We start from the raw sequence: 16,945 nt of genomic DNA, 5'->3' as shown, positions 1-16,945 counted from the left end.
TCTATTGGTGTTAGTAGACAGTCCTAGTGTCTTTGCTTTGAGGGTCTTGTTGGAGCGCGATCTCACTCTAGAAGCAGAACGACAAAGTAATCTCAGAGGCGGCCTATGCAGTTGTCATCGGGGCCTATCTAATCGTCGCCTAACAGGTACCGACCGATGGTTTGGTCATGGAAGGATTTAGTACGTTGAATCAAGCTTCAATTACAGGGGAATCGATTCCCGTTGAGAAGACAATCGGAGATGAGGTCTTTGCAGGCACGATTAATGGCAATGGAGCATTACGGCTCAAAATTCACCAACCGCCTGAAAGTAGCTTAATTCAGCGAGTGATTCGTCTCGTCCAGCAAGCTCAAACCGAGGCACCACCCTCTCAGCAATTTATTGAACGATTTGAACGTGGCTATGCCAAGGTGATTGTGATCTCCGGAATCTTGCTCGGTACGTTACCTCCCTTTCTGTTGAGTTGGAACTGGGAAGAAACGATTTACCGGGCATTGATTTTTCTAGTGGTTGCGTCGCCCTGTGCCTTGATGGCTTCAATTATGCCGACCCTGCTATCAGGAATTGCCAACGGTGCGCGACATGGAATTTTGTTCAAGAACGGGGCACAGTTGGAATGGATTGGGCAAGTGCGGGCGATCGCTTTTGACAAAACCGGAACACTAACAACTGGGAAGCTCCAGGTCGTTGAAGTGATGGCAACCCAACCGTCCACTGACCAACTGCTACAAGTGGCCGCAGCTTTGGAGAGTTTATCGGAACATTCAATTGGTGAGGCGATTGCCCAATTTGCTCATCAGCAGAATTTAACTTGGGTAGACGCAGTAAACGGTCAAGCACAATGCCGGACAAGGAATCACTGGAAAAATCAGTGATCAAATTGCGATCGTTGGCAAAGCTGGTTTTGTCCAGGCACAAGTGAGCCATGTTGTTAAGCGCCTTACTCAGGGATTGTCGTCTCGGTGTGGTAACTACTCAGGTAGGAGAACAGGTCTGTTGGCAGGGGTGGATTGTCTTTGAGACCTTGCTCAATCAACGCCTGATAGCGTTGCTCAAAGTCCAAAAAACAGAAGCAGTGCCTCCCAGAACAGCTAGAAGTTGGCGATTGCTGAATTGGCGTCAGTTTAGCTGATTCTAGTGGACTAATTTTGGCGGCACGAGTGGGAAAAGACACGGACGAGTTGATTGAAGAATTAGTCGTCAGTAGTGAGGTCCTTTAACTTGGCACGACCTAGCCATTTATCCCACTACTATTTGATGCACTACCTGCTGTTAGTACTGGCAGAACCTTCTCTCCAAAGACTTGAATGAATTGCTCCTGCTCCCGGTTGACGTTATGTAAAATTAATTCATCGAAGCCTAATTCAATATCTTTCTGTAGCCACTCGATCTGTTGTTGGGGATCGGCTGAGATTCGGACGTGTTCATTCAGTTCGTCTGGGGTGACACATTCTCCTGCTGCGTCAAACTGTTCTGGTGTTCGTAGCTGCGTCATCAACACATTCTTAAAGATATTGTTGCGCCATTGTTCATGGGCTTTTTGACGAGCCATGTCGTCGGTGCGATCGCAGGAGAGCTGAACTTTCAAAATCATGGGCTTCCCTTCCCCACCTCCGCGTCGAAAAGCATCAACAACTCGTTTTAGTTTTTCGGGTGGGCGTGAAATGGTGATCAGTCCATCTGCCCAACTTCCCAACCATTCGGCAGTCGCTTCTGTAATGGCTGCTCCAATGATCAGCGGTGGGGTGTCAGGGCGAGAATAAAGTTTGGCTTCTTCCACACAAACTAATCCATGATGGGTTACCGTTTCCCCTGCCCATAACGCCCGCATGATATCAACGCACTCTTTGAGCCGAGTATTGCGATCGCGCTTGGTTAGCCATTTATTTCCGGTGATGTGCTCGTTGAGTGCCTGACCACTCCCCACAGTCAGCCAAAAGCGATTCGGAAACATTTCGGCGAGGGTAGCGGCGGCTTGGGCGATGATCGCTGGATGATAGCGATCGCCGGGAGCATTGACCACTCGATAGGAGACGCTGGGTGTTGCTTGCATGGCTGCGCCTAACCAAGACCAAGCAAATCCACTTTGCCCCTGCTGCTCACCCCAAGGATGAAAGTGATCGGATGAAAGCACGCGCGTAAATCCTGCTTGTTCTGCCATTTGGGCATACTTCAGCAGTTGACTAGGTGGAAATTGTTCGTGAGAGGCGTGATAACCTATTTGCACCATGACCATCTTCCTGGGTAACTACCTGCAATCTACTAGTTGACAATGCGGCGATAACGAGCTTCCACCAAAGCATAGATGCTATAAGCCATCAGTCCCAGAGCCATTAGACTTAATAAGCAGGAACCAAAAGGCTGGTGTTCTAGAGTTGCTAAGACTCCACCAAAGCCTCTCGCTTGACTGGCCTTAGATTGCCATGCCGCTACGATAACCCAAGCATGGGCAACAACTCGTTGCACCTGTTGTTGTAGGTTTTGCAGTTGGAAGTCGTGGTGTGTCATAGTAGCGCTGAATGAGCCCGATTGACCCGAAACCAGCGATAGCCGTAGGGAGATAGTTGAATCACTTTTTCGTCCCCATTGAGGGATTCATAGGGGCGATCGCCAAATAGATCAAACAAATGTTGATACTCAAGCGATTTAAGAGTGACTGTACAATCTTGGTCTGCTAAGTTATGTACGGCAATCACCGCGCGATCGCCCGAGGCGCAACAGTGAGCAAACACACAGGGAACATCTGTTTCTAAAATATGTAAGGTACCATAGCCCAGTTCTGGACATTGCTGGCGAATCCGGATCATGCGTTCCATCCAGTTAATGAGTGCGGATGGGTCGCGCTGAGCCTGGGCAACGTTGACCTCTTTGTAGCCGTATTTTCCCTCACTAATCACAGGTTGGGGCAATTGGTCAGAGGGTGCATCAGAAAAGCCGCCATTAAGTTCATCCGACCATTGCATCGGCGTTCGCACACTCGTTCTTCCTGGCAAGGATAAATCATCGCCCATGCCGATCTCATCGCCATACCGCAATAAGGGGGTACCCGGTAAGCTAAACATTAAGCTATAAGTAAGTTCGATGTGGCGGCGATCGCTCTTGAGCATAGGAGGTAGGCGACGACGAATTCCCCGTCCAAAGATCTGCATATTCTCTTCAGGGGCAAAAGCGTCAAATATCTCTTGCATTTCTGAGTCACTCAGGCGATCGAGCGTTAACTCATCGTGATGACGGACAAAATTTAACCACTGGCACTGAGCAGGAATTTCTGGTAAGGTGTTTAGCCCGTAGCACAGCGTTTCGGCTGCTTGGCGAGCCAGTGCCAAGAACATGTATTGGTTTAGTAAAAAATTGAACAGGAGATGGATGCGATTTCCTTGCCCAAAATAAGTAGGAATTTCCTCTGCGGGCACATTGGCTTCTGCTAGCAAGACCGCATCTCCTTGGCGTGAAGTCAGAAACCCTCGCATTTCATCAAAGAATTTTTCTAAGTCCTCCTGATTAGCACCCGGAATACCGATGCTATTGATTAAGAAGGAGGCTGCATCAATCCGGAAGCCAGACACGCCTAGTTCTAGCCAAAAGCCCATGATTTTGCAAATCTCTTCTCGCACTGCCTGGTTAGCAATATTCAGGTCGGGCTGATGTTTGTAGAAGTGGTGTAAATAGTAGGCATTTGCCTGCTCATCGTAGTCCCATAAGCTATCCTCTACAGTGGGAAAAGCAATTAAATCCGGATCACTTTCAGGGAGATTTTTGGACCAAACGTAGTAATCCCGGTAGCAAGAATCTGGGTTAGCGCGAGATTCCTGAAACCAAGGATGTTGATCAGACGTGTGATTGATGACAAGATCGATCAGCACTCGCATCCCTCGCTCTTTAGCCTGATGCATGAACTCCACAAAGTCGCCGAAGGTGCCTAAACGAGGATCAACGTTGTAGTAGTCCATCACATCATAGCCATTGTCTCGGTTTGGTGAGGGGTAAAATGGCAATAACCAGAGGCAGGTGACGCCTAATCCTGCTAGGTAATCCAGCCGCTGCCTGAGTCCATTAAAGTCACCAATGCCATCTCCATCGGAATCCATAAAGGTTTCGACATCCAGGGAATAGACGATCGCATTCTTGTACCAATGATTTTGCATAGAATATCTAAAACTAGTCGCTAATACTTATTCTCCAACACTGAGCTGGCGTAGGGAAATTTGTTTGCATAAACTTTCAACTGCAAGGGTGAGCGATCGCATTAATTCTGAATCTTCACGATAATCGGCTTCAGCCAAATTGGTGACTCGCTGACTCTCACTCACTTGAATCTGCTGATCCCAGGTTTGAGCTTCTTTATAAACCCCGATCGTAATCCCGCCTTCATCATTCAGGACTGAAAAGCAAGGGACATCTGAAGCCCCATCTCCAACGTAGATCATTTGTGACAAAGGGAGGTGCAATTGATCTTCTGCAACATCTCGGTAGGCAAACGATCGCCCATCTCCATCCACTCGATCCTTGCCACTGGCAATCTGCATTAAATAGCGGGTCTTTTCGGTGTGGCTGATGCTGCGCTTGAGAAATTCAACTTCGCCTGTTTCGTCATAGTGAAATTCGCAGCCCCAAATTTGAGTAAAGTAAGGAGCAATGCAGGTATGGCGAACCACCTCACCAAACCCACCTGTAATGATAAAAAACTCTAGTTCGATTTTTGGATTGAGATCTTGTACACGCTGATGCAGGAGATCGAACATCTCCGTAACACCATGAAAAGGCTGGAGCTGTTGACCAAACTGAATCAGATAATCCTGGGTGATTTTGTGCTGGATCTCTGAGTGGTGTTTGGACGCTTGAACCAAACAGTAGAATCTGGCTGCCACATGATCCCAGCCTGCGTCCTTTAAGGGTTCATATTGCTGCTGGCGAAATTCATCGACGCTTAAACCTAAAGCCTTCACTAGCTCATCGAAAGTATCCGGGGCAAGCGTGTCATCAAAGTCAAACACAATTCCAATGCGGTTACAGACAGGCTTAGTCGCTTGGGGTTTGGTGAGATGAGTCTCTTGTCTTTGTGCCATCACTATTCTCTCGCTCCACTTTCTGAGTTTGCTCTAGCTGCTTCAATGCTTGGCGTTGCAGAATAGAAGTATGAATTGAGGTTATTCTTGATGCAATGTCCTGAGTGTGGCTCCACTCATAACCGTAAGAATGGGAAAAAGCGAGGTAAACAAAATCACATCTGCGTGACTTGCTCTCGCCAGTTTCTCGACCACTACGAGCCTCACCTAGGCTACTCGGATGAGGTCAAACGAGAATGCTTGAAGATGTACGTCAACGGCATGGGATTCCGTGGCATTGAACGAGGTCATTGCGAGTGCATCACACCACTGTGATTAACTGGGTCAAACAAGTGGGTCAGCATCTCCCCGATGCTTATGATCCTGACACCGTTCCTCAGGTAGGAGAACTGGATGAACTGGAAACCTTTGTCAGGGCTAAAAAAACAAAATCTGGCTCTGGACGGCAGTTGACCACTTCACCTGTGGAATTTTAGGGTGGGTGTTAGGGGACCATAGTGCCGAGACGTTTACTCCCTTATGGGCGATCGTCGCTCAATGGCAGTGCTATTTCTATGTGACTGACGGATGGAGTGTTTATCCGGGTTTTATTCCAGAGGGGGACCAGATTGTGAGCAAAACCTATATGACCCGAGTCGAGTCAGAAAATACCCGCTTACGGCACTATCTGGCGCGTCTGCATCGCAAGACGTTGTGCTATTCCAAGAGCGAGGAAATGCTGAGACACTCGATTCGCTTGTCACTTCACTACTTAAAATTCTGGGATGTGCCTGTTCCAGCCTAGTTCATACCTTCATTCAGCAATGCCCAATGCTTTAAACAGCGTGTTCACAGCAGCTTATGTAATTCGTCCCTGTCTCTACGCTCCGCCTGTGCCGACCAGCCCAGTGAGCTGTAATAAATAAGTCACTGCAAATCCAGCAAAAAATAGTCCTGCTAAAGTAGTTGTCCAGAAGCTTAAGGGATTAGGCTGTAGTTTCTTCGGTAGCATCTGGTGGTTGAGATATAAAGTGAGCCCAGTGACGACTGGGATATGAGAGGCTTCAATGGCTCCAGCGGTTTGAAGTAACCCCACAGGTTTGCCGAAGATCAGATACACGCCAATCGGGAGTCCTGCCAACAAGGTAGCAATAAAGAATTTACGTAGGAATTTTTCGTTGGTCCAACGCTTACTCCGCACCCCAAACCCTTGCAGCAAAATTTGTGTTCCATCGGCAAACATGCGTCCGAACCCGTCTTGCACAGACATGGTAGTACTGCAAAAGGTGATGAAGACGATCGCGACCATAAACCAGAAGCCAAAAGGCCCCAAAGATCTCCTAAGAGGCTCCCTAAGGTTTCTGCAATCTGGTTTTCTTGGGGTACTAAGCCCTGTGGACGCAACAGTTCTGCTCCCAAAATCAGAAACGAGAGGGCTGCTAATAAGGCTCCGACTACAGCTAGGGTATTGGAGAAGGTCATCAAGCTTAGCCATCCCTGCAAGTGCTCTCGTTGATCGCGATCGAGCTGCTTAAAGTCAATGGGTTCTTCACGCTTGTTGGTGGCAGCACCGTAGCCTCTAGCACCGATCCAGTAGGAGTACCACATAATTCCAGCGGCCCCTGCTAGCATGAACCCCAACCAAGGCAGGATTTCCTGATACTGGACATCTTGAGGGATTTGAGGGACTAGCCCGCCTGATAGTTGCCCCAGGTTAGGAAAGACAAAAACGGCAGCAGCCACCACGGCTATGGTACGCCCGATGCCGATGTAGGATGAAGCTTTTTCGACGCCATCGTATTGCCCCAGAAAAACGATCGCGGCTGTGACTACAATGATGATTACGGTCCAGAGTTGGGCGGTGCCGCCAGTCATCAAAATTAGTGCGGTTGCTGCGGCTCCTGCCATACCCGCCACAGTGGCGATCGCCACCACAAACTGAGGCACTAAAATCAGCCAGATCGCCCAGTTCTTGGGGCCAGGGAGCCGCTTAAAGCCTTCTAGAATCGTAATACCGGTGCAAACGGTAAACCTGCCAACTTCACGGTTAATAAACCATTTCAGAACTACTGCCGCTAGGAGTGCCCATAAGAGGGTATAGCCATAGAGTGCCGCAATCCGGGGGGTGAAGAGTAACTCACCAGAGCCAGCGGCAGACAGCATCCAGAGGAAGCTAGGCCCCAACCATTTCAGCCAATCTCGCCCTTGAGGTGGTTGCGGCACTTGCGGTTGTGGTTTGTCGGTAGATGGATCACCAGTTTGTATTTGTTGATTACTGTTCATCTTGCTCTCTACTCCTATGGGGATCTAGCTCAGCACAGGCTCAAGCTCAGTTCGCTTAATTGCGATACAGGTGCCATCCAACGAAAATGGTTTTGTTGTGCTTCAAGCAAAGTAAATAGGCTGGGTGAATCACCACCCAACCTCTACTCAAAGGAGATAACTTACTTGGCAGCGTCTGGAATTGCTGAAGGATAAACAGCGTCAGCAATCAGTACAGGTTTTTGGCTATATTCTGCTTCTAGCTTTCTCTGCAAATCTAGATCCCAAGTCAAATCGTAGTCTCGCTCAATGTCAGCCACGACAAAGGGACGCAGTACACCTGTCACCGCAACTGTTTCGCCATCTTTTACGGGGGCTACAGCCAGGGCTCCTGCCTTAGGATTGGTTCGTAAAACCAGCAGGTCAGTGGCACCAAACAACTCATCTTCATCTAGTGTGAAAGAGTTTGGTGTTCTAATATCTTCAACTTCACCTGTGACTGCTAGCGCCTTACCGTAGTACGGCTGAGGATCTTCGGTGATCTTGCCTGGTTCCGGTGCTAGGGCGATCGCTTGGGCAATAATGGCAGGCTTGCTTTCGTACTCAACATACACTTCGGGATCTAAGTCTAAGTCAAAGTCGCGCTCCACTTCTGCTAAGACAAAGTTGCGAACTTGCCCCGTGACCTGCACTTCAACACCATCGTCAGTGGGTAGAACGAAAGGTTGGCCTGACGCATTAACAACCAAAATTGATTCAGTACCAAAGAACTGTTCATCGCTCACGGTAAAAGTGTTAGGAGCAATTTTCTTAATGGGTTCGCTTCGAATGGTCACGGTCTGTCCAATTAAGCGGTTGGTCTCATTCGCAACTTCTTCAGTTGTAACATTCCCCGCTGGTGGTGGGGCAGCGGCTTCTTGTCGTCCATCGGTGCAAGCAGGAAGAACTAAGGCCATTAGAGCAAAAGCAATTCCTGATGGAAAGGAACCATTTAGTTTTCCTAACTTTTGAGTAAAGCTATTGTGATTAGAGCTAGTGTAGCGAGCCATGTGATTTTCACTCCGTTTATTTATGATCAAAAACTTTTTGAGTTCGCTGTTGATGAGGTCACAACAGCTAGGTCAGAACAGCCAACAAAACATCTGTTCACACCTCAGTTGTTTGATTTTCATTGATTTAGTTCAAGAAGACTTGACCATCTGGTTGAATTCTCAAGACGCCTTGGTTATCAGTCAAGGTAGTCGCTTCATCAAGCGATACTGCTAATATTCCGCTTTTTTCGGTGGGCATTGACATCACTTCCAAGAGACCATCGTCCTGCCGCACCATCGTGATGGTTGCAGGGGTTGGTAGCCTTAAGGTGGCTTCTGCCCCGGCTGGAAGAAAACGACGCTGGGTATATCCGATCGCTTCATAACTAACGAGAGTGTTAGTGTTATTTTTTAATCTCACACCTACTTCCCCTGCAACAGGAGCGATATTTGCGATTGGTTCTGCCCTGTTTTCAGGTAGGGGGGGCTGTGCTAGAGGCAAAGACCTTCTCTCAGGAACCCTAATCATCTGCTGACGAGACAATTGAGTTCGTTCGCTGAGAAGCCGAGTTGCAGTATTAGCGGGGCAACCTCTAGGAACTAACTTCGTGCTGTTGTGGGGTTCCTCATAATAAATGCCAGGGCATGGATTGAGAACCCTAGAGACGGCTGGGCTAGCCAAGGAAACTGTAGGTAGACCCACTAATAAACTTCCACAGATCGTTCCTATTAGGCCAAATCCTCTCCTGATTAAATGAGTTTTCTGGTTCATAACCTTCTCCTAAACATGATGCTGATTGAACTTAAATAAAACTTGAAGCATAGAACATTTGAGTTAAAGCATTTTTAATGAGTTCGAAAAAACTTTTAATCTCTATCTTGCTTAGCAATAATCAAGTTTTAGTCATTTGTTTACTAATATAGAGATTGAAGTTAGTTATTTCTTCCAGCTAAAGAGAGAAGGGAGGTTTCTATTTATAGGTTGAGTAAAAATTCATGCTGTTTTCATTATTAACTCAAGCCTTTTATGCGTATGGTGCTAGTATTTATATCTAATGGAGGAGATGAATTTCATGCTGATTTCACTATTCTGTAAATACCTTGTAATTAAGGGATTCTAGTCAGAAGAAAGTTATTAATAATGCGACTGTTATTAGTTGAAGATGAAACCGATTTAGGTGCAGCCATTAAGCAAGTTTTGAATCACCAGACCTACGTGGTGGACTGGGTGCTAGATGGCAAGCAAGCCTGGAGCTATCTAGAATCTCACTGGAGCGAATACACTTTGGCAATTTTTGATTGGATGTTGCCAGGGATGTCAGGGGTGGAGTTATGCAAACGGCTACGAGCCCAAAATAGACCGCTTCCTGTTTTGATGCTGACTGCAAAAGACCGGATGGAAGAAAAGATTCAAGGGCTGGACAGTGGCGCAGATGACTACTTGGTTAAGCCCTTTCAGATGGCAGAACTGCTGGCAAGACTGCGAGCGTTGCGGCGGCGATCGCCTCAGATCCAGCCGTCTCAACTCCGGGTTGGCAATTTAACACTCAACTATGGAACTCACGCAGCTGTTCGGCAAGATGCGAAGGGCGATCGCCAGGTGATTCCTCTAACTATCAAAGAGTTTCAGCTCTTGGAGTACTTCATGAAGCACCCCAACCAGATTGTCAATCGCGATCAAATCATGAACCAGCTTTGGGAAGTGGGAGCTGAACCTGTGAGTAATGTTGTTGCCGCCCAAGTTCGTCTACTCCGGCGTAAATTGGAAGATGAGGGGTCTACGATTGAAACCATCTACGGTGTGGGCTATCGCTTTAACCTGGATGGATAAGCAATGAAAGACAGTCAACTCTTTGGCTCAACTCGTCTCCGTCTGGCTATTTGGTACGCTGGGGTCATGGCTTGCATCCTGGGGGCATCTGGTTTTGGAGTTTATCAGGTGGTTGCCCATGCCTATCGCCGAACTATCGATCAAGGATTGCAAGCGGTTACAGGGGTTGTGGCGAAACGAATTGAGCCTGTCATACAGCGACCAGAACAGTTACGTCAGGTTGCTAAAAACCTCTCCTTGCGTCTATGTCTCGCTGAAGCAGATTGTATCCCTAGCGCTGAAGCTACTAAAGCAGCTCAACTTCCTGAAGTCATTCGGCCTCCTTTGGTCGGTGTGCCTGATCCAATCAATTACTACATTCGCTTAATAGATTCAAAGGGAAGACCCATTGTGGTCATGGGACTCCAGATAGACCAATTGCCCAGCACATCAGGAAAAGCAAAGTGGGAGACATTGACAGATGAGCAAGGGATTCGCTATCGCCAAGTCTCCTTACCGCTACAGATACAGAATCAGTCCGGAGGATATGTCCAGGTGGGGCGATCGCTACAAGACCTAGACCAAAACCTGGTGGCCTTACGCTGGACGTTGCTGCTAGGGTGCGCGATCGCTCTGCTTCTGGTAGCTTTGTCAAGCTGGTGGCTAGCGGGATTAGCGATGCAACCGATCTACCACTCTTATCAGAGAATGCAGCAGTTTACTGCCGATGCTGCCCACGAATTTCGCACCCCGCTCGCTGCCATGCAAGCCACAATCGAATCTACGCTGCGCTTTCAAGATAAGTCTGAAAATTCTACTGTAGAGATAACAGGAGGAGTGCTAGCTGTCTTGCAACGCCAAACTTTACGGCTCTCAGAGTTAGTTAAGGATCTTCTACTACTAACCCGGATTGACCAGCGTAAACTGACAGGAAAGCATCTCCCTTGCTGTCTCAATGATCTGATCAGCGATTTAGTAGAAGAACTCGCTTTTTTAGCAGTTAAAGGGAAAGTAGAACTTTCCATACAGTTACAGGTGCCCACATCTGTCTATGTTTTAGGTGATGAGGAACAGCTTTATCGTTTAGGTTGCAACTTAATTAACAATGCGATTCAAGCAACACTCGCAGGAGGAAAGGTGACGGTTTCGCTCAACAGAAATGAACAAGACGCCATTATTCAAGTTCAGGATACAGGGCTAGGAATTGCTCCAGCCGACCAAGGCCGAATTTTCGATCGCTTTTATCGAGTAGAACAAGAGCGATCGCGCCACACAGGCGGTTCTGGTTTAGGTTTACCTATTGCTTTAGCCATTGCTCAGGCCCATCACGGCACCCTTCAAGTACGCAGTGAACTTGGTAAGGGCAGCACCTTTACTGTGCGCTTGCCCCTAGAATGAGCGGGATATTCTAAGTCCCGGTCTGTTTCTGTGAAACGGTTGACGCAACTCCGCAGGCTCCCAGCATGTCCGATCGAGCAAATTTTACTCTAACGGGCATTTCAGAAAGGGGGCCAATTTTAATTTGTGCAGGAAATCTATTCTATTGTATTCAATTTTACATGGCGAAAATTTGTCTCCAGAAAGGGCATCTATCTTAATAGATAAGTTTTGTAAAGATTTAACTTGATTTGTTAGAAATTCCTTGTTTCTACTGGAATTGTCATTTCTCAGACTGTAGAAAATTTCTAAGTAAAGCGAATACAAGCAGCGTCAAAAGTTCCTGTGTTCGTCAATGCTTTACAAAAGTTTACAAAAACAGCCGTTTTTTCGGCCTGTTTGGCTACTAATTCATAAATACTACTGTAATAATGTGAATTAATGTAAAGTTGCTCATAAAGCAATGTAAATACCTACCCAGGATGCCAAGCGCTTTATGTACGTCATCATTTATACCTAAAAGATTTGATGTACACGTGGCAAGCATAAAGTAGCTACTTCCTCTGAAGTACAAGTTTGTGCTGCCTTGGCGCAGGTTTCTCTCTTCGCACAGTCGTTTAAGTGTGACCCTCTTGCTCAATCTACCTAGACAACCCCCTTAAAAAATCATCATGACAAGATTTACCAGGCGCGACGTTTTGAAGTTTGGAGCGATCGCAGGTGGTTCATTGCTACTGCCGATCGGACTGCAAAAACGGAGCTACGCAAGCGATCCGAACAGCCCCAAGGTTGCTCCTTTCTCTCTTCCTTTCCGCCTTCCGCCCGTGCTTAACCCTGTGCGTAGCGATGCAACAACCGACTACTACGAGATCAAGGTCAACAAGACGCGGGTCAACATTATTCCGGGTCTCAGTACCGAGGTCTTCAGCTACAACGGAACAGTGCCAGGGCCAACCATCAGGCAGCGCAAAGATCGTCAGTCTGTGGTTCGCTTCATCAATGACAGCATTGGAACGCCAACCTCCACGCACCTGCATGGTATGGCCTCCCTACCTCAGTACGATGGTTACGCAGAGGATTTAATTCCACCTGGGTACTACAAAGATTACATTTACCCTAATAACCGGGCTGCAACGTTGTGGTATCATGACCACGCAATTCACAGAACAGCTCGCAACGTCTACAAAGGATTGGCTGCCAGCTACATTGTTCAAGATGACCTTGAGCTAGGCCTCGCTTTACCCAAAGGAGCGTATGATGTATCGCTGATGATCCAAGACGTCATTCTCTCCTCAAATGGCTCATTAGTGTATGACGACGATGGTGAGGACAACCTGATGGGAGACATCATCACTGTCAATGGTGTGCCTTGGCCTCGGATGGAGGTGGCAAACCGCAAGTACCGCTTCCGTGTGTTGAATGGTTCACTTTCGCGATCGTATCGGCTTGCCCTCAGTAATGGCAGCAAGTTTACGATGATTGGCACGGATGCTGGACTGATGGGATCGCCCGTAGAGGTGGCAAACTTCCGGCTTGGCATGGCAGAACGGTACGAGTTTGTGATCGATTTTTCTAAGTACCCAGTTGGCACTAAGATTGTGCTGCAAAACCTTAGTCTGCCCAACAACGAAGACTATGCCAATACCAATGTAGTCATGCGGTTTGATGTGGTGCGGCAGGAAGCAGACGATAGCTCTGTTCCCAGCACACTTCGTCCTTACAGTGTCATTCCTACCTCTTCGGCAGTGCGGACGCGGGAGTTTCGATATGAGCGCTCAAACGGACTGTGGGTCATTAATGGCAAAGTATGGGATGTCAACCGAATTGATGCTAACCCTCAACTTGGCGATGTTGAAATCTGGCGACTGTACAACAACTCAGGCGGCTGGTTCCATCCAATTCACGTCCACTTGATTGATGCTCAAATTATCGATCGCAACGGGAAAGCACCTTTCCCCTACGAGCGCGGCTTCAAAGATGTCTTCTATGTGGGTGAAAACGAGTCTGTGCGGGTGATTGGCAAATTTGGGCCTCACACAGGTAAATATATGTCGCACTGTCACAACAGCGTGCATGAAGACCACGACATGATGAACCAGTTCCAAGTGGGTACAGGTGGCCCTGATCCGGTTACAACCGCGCCCGCCCGACCTCTGCCCGCACCGCCGCTTTAATCCATCGGTTGCTAGCTGCGTTAAGGATCGAAATCTTTGGGGATCAATTCCTCGATCGCTGTTAATTTCCAGTTCTTGCCTTGGTGCTTCTCTGGATGGGGAATTGCTAAGGCAAAAGCTGGGTAGAAATTTTGATAGTTCTTTAAGGCGACAGGGATGGCTGCGCTAGATTACTTCAGCCTTGCCTGCGCTGACCAAATTTAGATTCGATCGCAAAATTAATCTCACCCCGGAGTTCTACCAATGAAGTCACTAGAGCTAAAGATTCAATCATGCTTTAAAGTCGCTGCTATTGGCATCGCAATGACTTGTAGCGGGTTTGCTCTGACATCTCACCCAGTTCTGGCCCATTCTCATGGTCACAATTCACTTCAGGCGTCTTCTGATTCTTCTGCTCATGATTCACATCACCCATCTTCAGAATCCAAACCGCGATCGCCCGAAGAATATGCTCTGGATCTAAAGGCTGAGCGCTTTGTCAATCGAGGGCTAGAGCAGCTTATGAAGGGAGATGAGCGAGGAGCTTTAGTAAGCTTTAGTCAAGCCATAGAGGTGATCCCTACTCATGAGATTGCTCACACTTATCAAGGGCGTCTTCAGAGTCGTATAGGAAATCATGAGGCGGCGATCGCGTCCTATACGGAAGCTATCAAGAGCAATCCTAATTTCTCATATCTTTATAACAGTCGCGGCGCAGCTCGTGAACAAGTGGGCGATGATGAGGGAGCGCTCAGCGACTACACCCAAGCGATTGAACTTTATCCAGAAGATGGCATCGGCCACAACAACCGAGGCGCGCTCAACTTAAAGCTGGGTAAGTATCAGTCTGCGATGGCAGACTTTAATCAGGCCATTGAAGATAACCCTGGTTACGCTGCTGCGTATGCTAACCGGGCTGAACTGCGGCTTCAACTCAAAGATATGCAGGGAGCAATGGCGGATTTCAATCAAGCTATTAAGCTGAATCCGGCGCTAGCTGCCGTCTATGTCCGTCGAGCAGATCTTCGGACTCAGTTGGGCGATCGCAAGGGAGCCGCATCAGACCTTCAGTTCGCCAAAAAGCTGGAGCAAGAAGGCCAATCCCACCGAGCGACTGCCACAGGCATCTTAATAGAATAAAAAACCTCGATGCACAGTGGCACCGTGCCAAGCTACCCGTGCCAAGCTAAATGACGCAGAGACAAATTCGTGTCATCCAATAAATGCGATCGCTGCACGCTTGCAGGAATTAAGGTTGATGAAATTTATCAATGCACAAATCCATTCACAAACCAAATGCTAAGCTTTTTTGGGACAGATTTTTCATCCTTTCTGCTTGCTTCGCTCATTGCTCAAGCGAACATTGGAGTTCCACCATCTGTGGGGGAACCACTACCAAAAACAGCTAGGTCTCAGTCTGTAGAAACAGCAAATACTTACTTTTCTGAGCCACTTTGTTACTTTCAAACGAGTGACAGCAGAGTGATTGACCTAACCTATTTATGTGGGCAAGCCCCCACATTGCAGGCTGTTAGTTATCCTCAATCCCCTCAGGTCTATGATGCTAGGGCAATTAGAACATTTGATGACTCTGTGTATGGAGAAGGAAATTGATATAAAGCAAGCGGCAGTGCATCAAAGAGTAGAGGGATCAGTAATACCAACTCCTCCAAGTTAAATGACAGATGTTAGAAGACTAGTAGAGGTTTCAGTCATGGAATATGGCAGGAGTCTACACACTGGAGATTTAAGAGAGTTATACAACTCTCTGTCACAACAATACAAAAAGGAAAAATCAATGTTAAAAAGATTTGTAGCAGCAACATTAGGGATAGCTTCCGCACTGTCGCTAAATCTACCAGCACAAGCCCAAACAGGTGACTGGGCATATCCAGTACCATTTCGGAACTATCTCAGCCAGCTGGCAAGGGACTCTGATTGGATACGAGAAGGACCTTATGAAATACGGCACTATCACTTTATAGCCACTGCTCCTCTTGGCAGATTAATAGCTCTTGCTAATACAACCTGTGCACAGATGAAGCAGGAACGACCCTATGCAACTATCAAAGCAGGGGTTGAAGCTGATGCTAAGACAATGTTTCCCTCAACAGTCATCACTAGATTAGGTGCAAGTGGAATCAGTCGATTCGCAGATGTTGCCATTAGATCAGCGGTTAACAATACCTGCCCTACGCACAGTAGCAGCTTGCCTACCTTAAACTACACCTTACCTGTAGATTAAAACACACCCAGGGTAGGCATTAAGGAGAGTGGGTCTGTTTAAAGTTGCAGCGATCGCTTTCCTCTGTTGAGCTGATCGCTGCAATTTTACTTGAGTCTGTAGCCTTGACTGAGCCTAAAACATGATTTTGGGTGCTAAATTTTGGGTGCTAAATTTTGGGTGCTAAAGTCATAAACTGCCTGCTAAACCTGCTCCACCTAGCAGATTCCAATAAACTAGGAACGGGATAAAAACTAGAGCTGCTAGGGTGGTTAGGGAGTAAAGCGATCGCTCCCAAGCAGACCAGAACTTATGTTTCCAGGCCAACAACGCGAAGACGGGCAGGGCAATCGACTTTGGTAAATAGAGTTTTTTCATCTTTTACCAAGGCAACCACCGAGCCAGGGACATGCTCTTTAGGGATTTCTTCAGTAAAAAATTTGTCGATGGAAGCTTCTATTTCCTGAGGATCTTGGGGTTCCTGCTGATTAGGAAGAGGCGGCGTAACAGGTTTTGATTCTGTCTGTTGGTCGTTAGGAGGTGATAACAGCGGAAATTGACTGTTTTTTCCCTGCTGTTCTTGCGCTGAGACAGGTAGTACAGTCAAGGAAAAAATCCAGATAAGTGCGACGAGTAAAGCTAACAGTTGTTTGAGCGATCGCGCGATCGCCCAATTGCTAAAGGTTAAACAGGATTTCCATCTCATGATGACTGCTAGTGTTAAGAATTCAAAACAGAGGTTGTAAATAAGACGGACGAGTAGCTATTGAGAACTTGCTATCCTTATTTCTGGATGAGCGGCTGAGTATCTTCCAATCCCTGATCTACTGTTTCAGTTCGTGTAAACATCAGGCTACCGATGACAAAGACTGCTAGTAAGATGGCCATTGACCAAAATACTTTGAGGATGATGTTGCTAGTAGTCCACCACAGGGATTATGACAGGCTAGGGGTTGGATAGAGCCGCTCGAATTTTGCGCGAGCATCCACGGTAGAAAAGCGCCAATTAACCGTGGCTCGGGTGTGATTACGATAGTGCTCCC

The 16,945-nt window shown here is 47.4% G+C and carries 15 protein-coding genes and 2 pseudogenes; 7 read left to right on the top strand and 10 right to left on the bottom strand.

What is annotated here, in order from left to right:
* Positions 1-146: 146 nt before the first annotated feature.
* Positions 147-930, top strand: a pseudogene (locus tag KME12_20075) (HAD-IC family P-type ATPase).
* A gap of 10 nt (positions 931-940) precedes the next feature.
* Here KME12_20075 and KME12_20070 read toward each other — a convergent pair.
* The 5 genes from KME12_20070 to KME12_20050 are packed head-to-tail and all read right to left on the bottom strand — an operon-like array spanning position 941 to position 5,066.
* Positions 941-1,174, bottom strand: a complete 234-nt coding sequence (locus KME12_20070; protein ID MBW4490084.1) for a hypothetical protein — start codon at positions 1,172-1,174, stop codon at positions 941-943.
* A gap of 57 nt (positions 1,175-1,231) precedes the next feature.
* Complete coding sequence (locus tag KME12_20065; GenBank protein MBW4490083.1) at positions 1,232-2,230, bottom strand: TIGR03885 family FMN-dependent LLM class oxidoreductase; 999 nt, start codon at positions 2,228-2,230, stop codon at positions 1,232-1,234.
* A gap of 32 nt (positions 2,231-2,262) precedes the next feature.
* Entirely contained in the window at positions 2,263-2,508 is a 246-nt protein-coding gene (locus KME12_20060; protein ID MBW4490082.1) for a DUF1206 domain-containing protein, read from the bottom strand.
* Positions 2,505-4,145 (bottom strand): alpha-amylase family protein, encoded by a 1,641-nt coding sequence (locus KME12_20055; GenBank protein MBW4490081.1) that lies wholly within the window; start codon positions 4,143-4,145, stop codon positions 2,505-2,507. Before KME12_20055 ends, KME12_20060 begins: the two co-directional genes overlap by 4 nt.
* 27 nt (positions 4,146-4,172) lie before the next feature.
* A complete protein-coding gene (locus KME12_20050; GenBank protein ID MBW4490080.1) occupies positions 4,173-5,066 on the bottom strand; it encodes a haloacid dehalogenase-like hydrolase in 894 nt (297 codons plus the stop codon).
* 90 nt (positions 5,067-5,156) lie between these two features.
* Between KME12_20050 and KME12_20045 the strand changes: the two are divergent.
* A pseudogene (locus tag KME12_20045) lies at positions 5,157-5,850 on the top strand (IS1 family transposase).
* Positions 5,851-5,925: 75 nt separating this feature from the next.
* Here KME12_20045 and KME12_20040 read toward each other — a convergent pair.
* The 4 genes from KME12_20040 to KME12_20025 all read right to left on the bottom strand — a co-directional run bounded on the left by KME12_20040 (position 5,926) and on the right by KME12_20025 (position 8,759).
* Positions 5,926-6,165, bottom strand: a complete 240-nt coding sequence (locus KME12_20040; GenBank protein MBW4490079.1) for a hypothetical protein — start codon at positions 6,163-6,165, stop codon at positions 5,926-5,928.
* Complete coding sequence (locus tag KME12_20035) at positions 6,156-7,328, bottom strand: Nramp family divalent metal transporter (protein ID MBW4490078.1); 1,173 nt, start codon at positions 7,326-7,328, stop codon at positions 6,156-6,158. Before KME12_20035 ends, KME12_20040 begins: the two co-directional genes overlap by 10 nt.
* A 161-nt stretch (positions 7,329-7,489) precedes the next feature.
* Complete coding sequence (locus tag KME12_20030) at positions 7,490-8,356, bottom strand: hypothetical protein (protein MBW4490077.1); 867 nt, start codon at positions 8,354-8,356, stop codon at positions 7,490-7,492.
* 127 nt (positions 8,357-8,483) lie between these two features.
* On the bottom strand, positions 8,484-8,759 hold the full coding sequence (locus tag KME12_20025) for a hypothetical protein (protein MBW4490076.1): 276 nt from the start codon (positions 8,757-8,759) through the stop codon (positions 8,484-8,486).
* 720 nt (positions 8,760-9,479) lie between these two features.
* Between KME12_20025 and KME12_20020 the strand changes: the two genes are divergently transcribed.
* From KME12_20020 to KME12_20000, 5 genes are all read left to right on the top strand, one after another.
* Positions 9,480-10,169, top strand: a complete 690-nt coding sequence (locus KME12_20020; protein MBW4490075.1) for a response regulator transcription factor — start codon at positions 9,480-9,482, stop codon at positions 10,167-10,169.
* Between the two features lie 3 nt (positions 10,170-10,172).
* Entirely contained in the window at positions 10,173-11,546 is a 1,374-nt protein-coding gene (locus KME12_20015; GenBank protein MBW4490074.1) for a HAMP domain-containing histidine kinase, read from the top strand.
* Between the two features lie 650 nt (positions 11,547-12,196).
* On the top strand, positions 12,197-13,699 hold the full coding sequence (locus KME12_20010; GenBank protein ID MBW4490073.1) for a multicopper oxidase domain-containing protein: 1,503 nt from the start codon (positions 12,197-12,199) through the stop codon (positions 13,697-13,699).
* Between the two features lie 243 nt (positions 13,700-13,942).
* Positions 13,943-14,818: a tetratricopeptide repeat protein gene (locus tag KME12_20005; protein ID MBW4490072.1), complete on the top strand. Its 876-nt coding sequence runs from the start codon at positions 13,943-13,945 to the stop codon at positions 14,816-14,818.
* 538 nt (positions 14,819-15,356) lie between these two features.
* The gene (locus KME12_20000) at positions 15,357-15,923 is read left to right on the top strand and encodes a hypothetical protein (GenBank protein MBW4490071.1); all 567 of its coding nucleotides are present in this window, start codon (positions 15,357-15,359) and stop codon (positions 15,921-15,923) included.
* A gap of 289 nt (positions 15,924-16,212) precedes the next feature.
* Here the strand turns inward: KME12_20000 and KME12_19995 are convergent, their stop codons facing one another.
* Positions 16,213-16,608 carry a hypothetical protein gene (locus KME12_19995; protein ID MBW4490070.1) on the bottom strand — a complete coding sequence of 132 codons (396 nt, stop codon included), beginning with the start codon at positions 16,606-16,608 and terminating at the stop codon, positions 16,213-16,215.
* Between the last annotated feature and the right edge of the window lie 337 nt (positions 16,609-16,945).

The organism is Trichocoleus desertorum ATA4-8-CV12, assembly GCA_019358975.1.
Taxonomy (GTDB): domain Bacteria; phylum Cyanobacteriota; class Cyanobacteriia; order FACHB-46; family FACHB-46; genus Trichocoleus; species Trichocoleus desertorum_A.
Note: the sequence above shows the minus strand (reverse complement) of the source record. Positions and strands in the feature narration are given on the sequence as shown.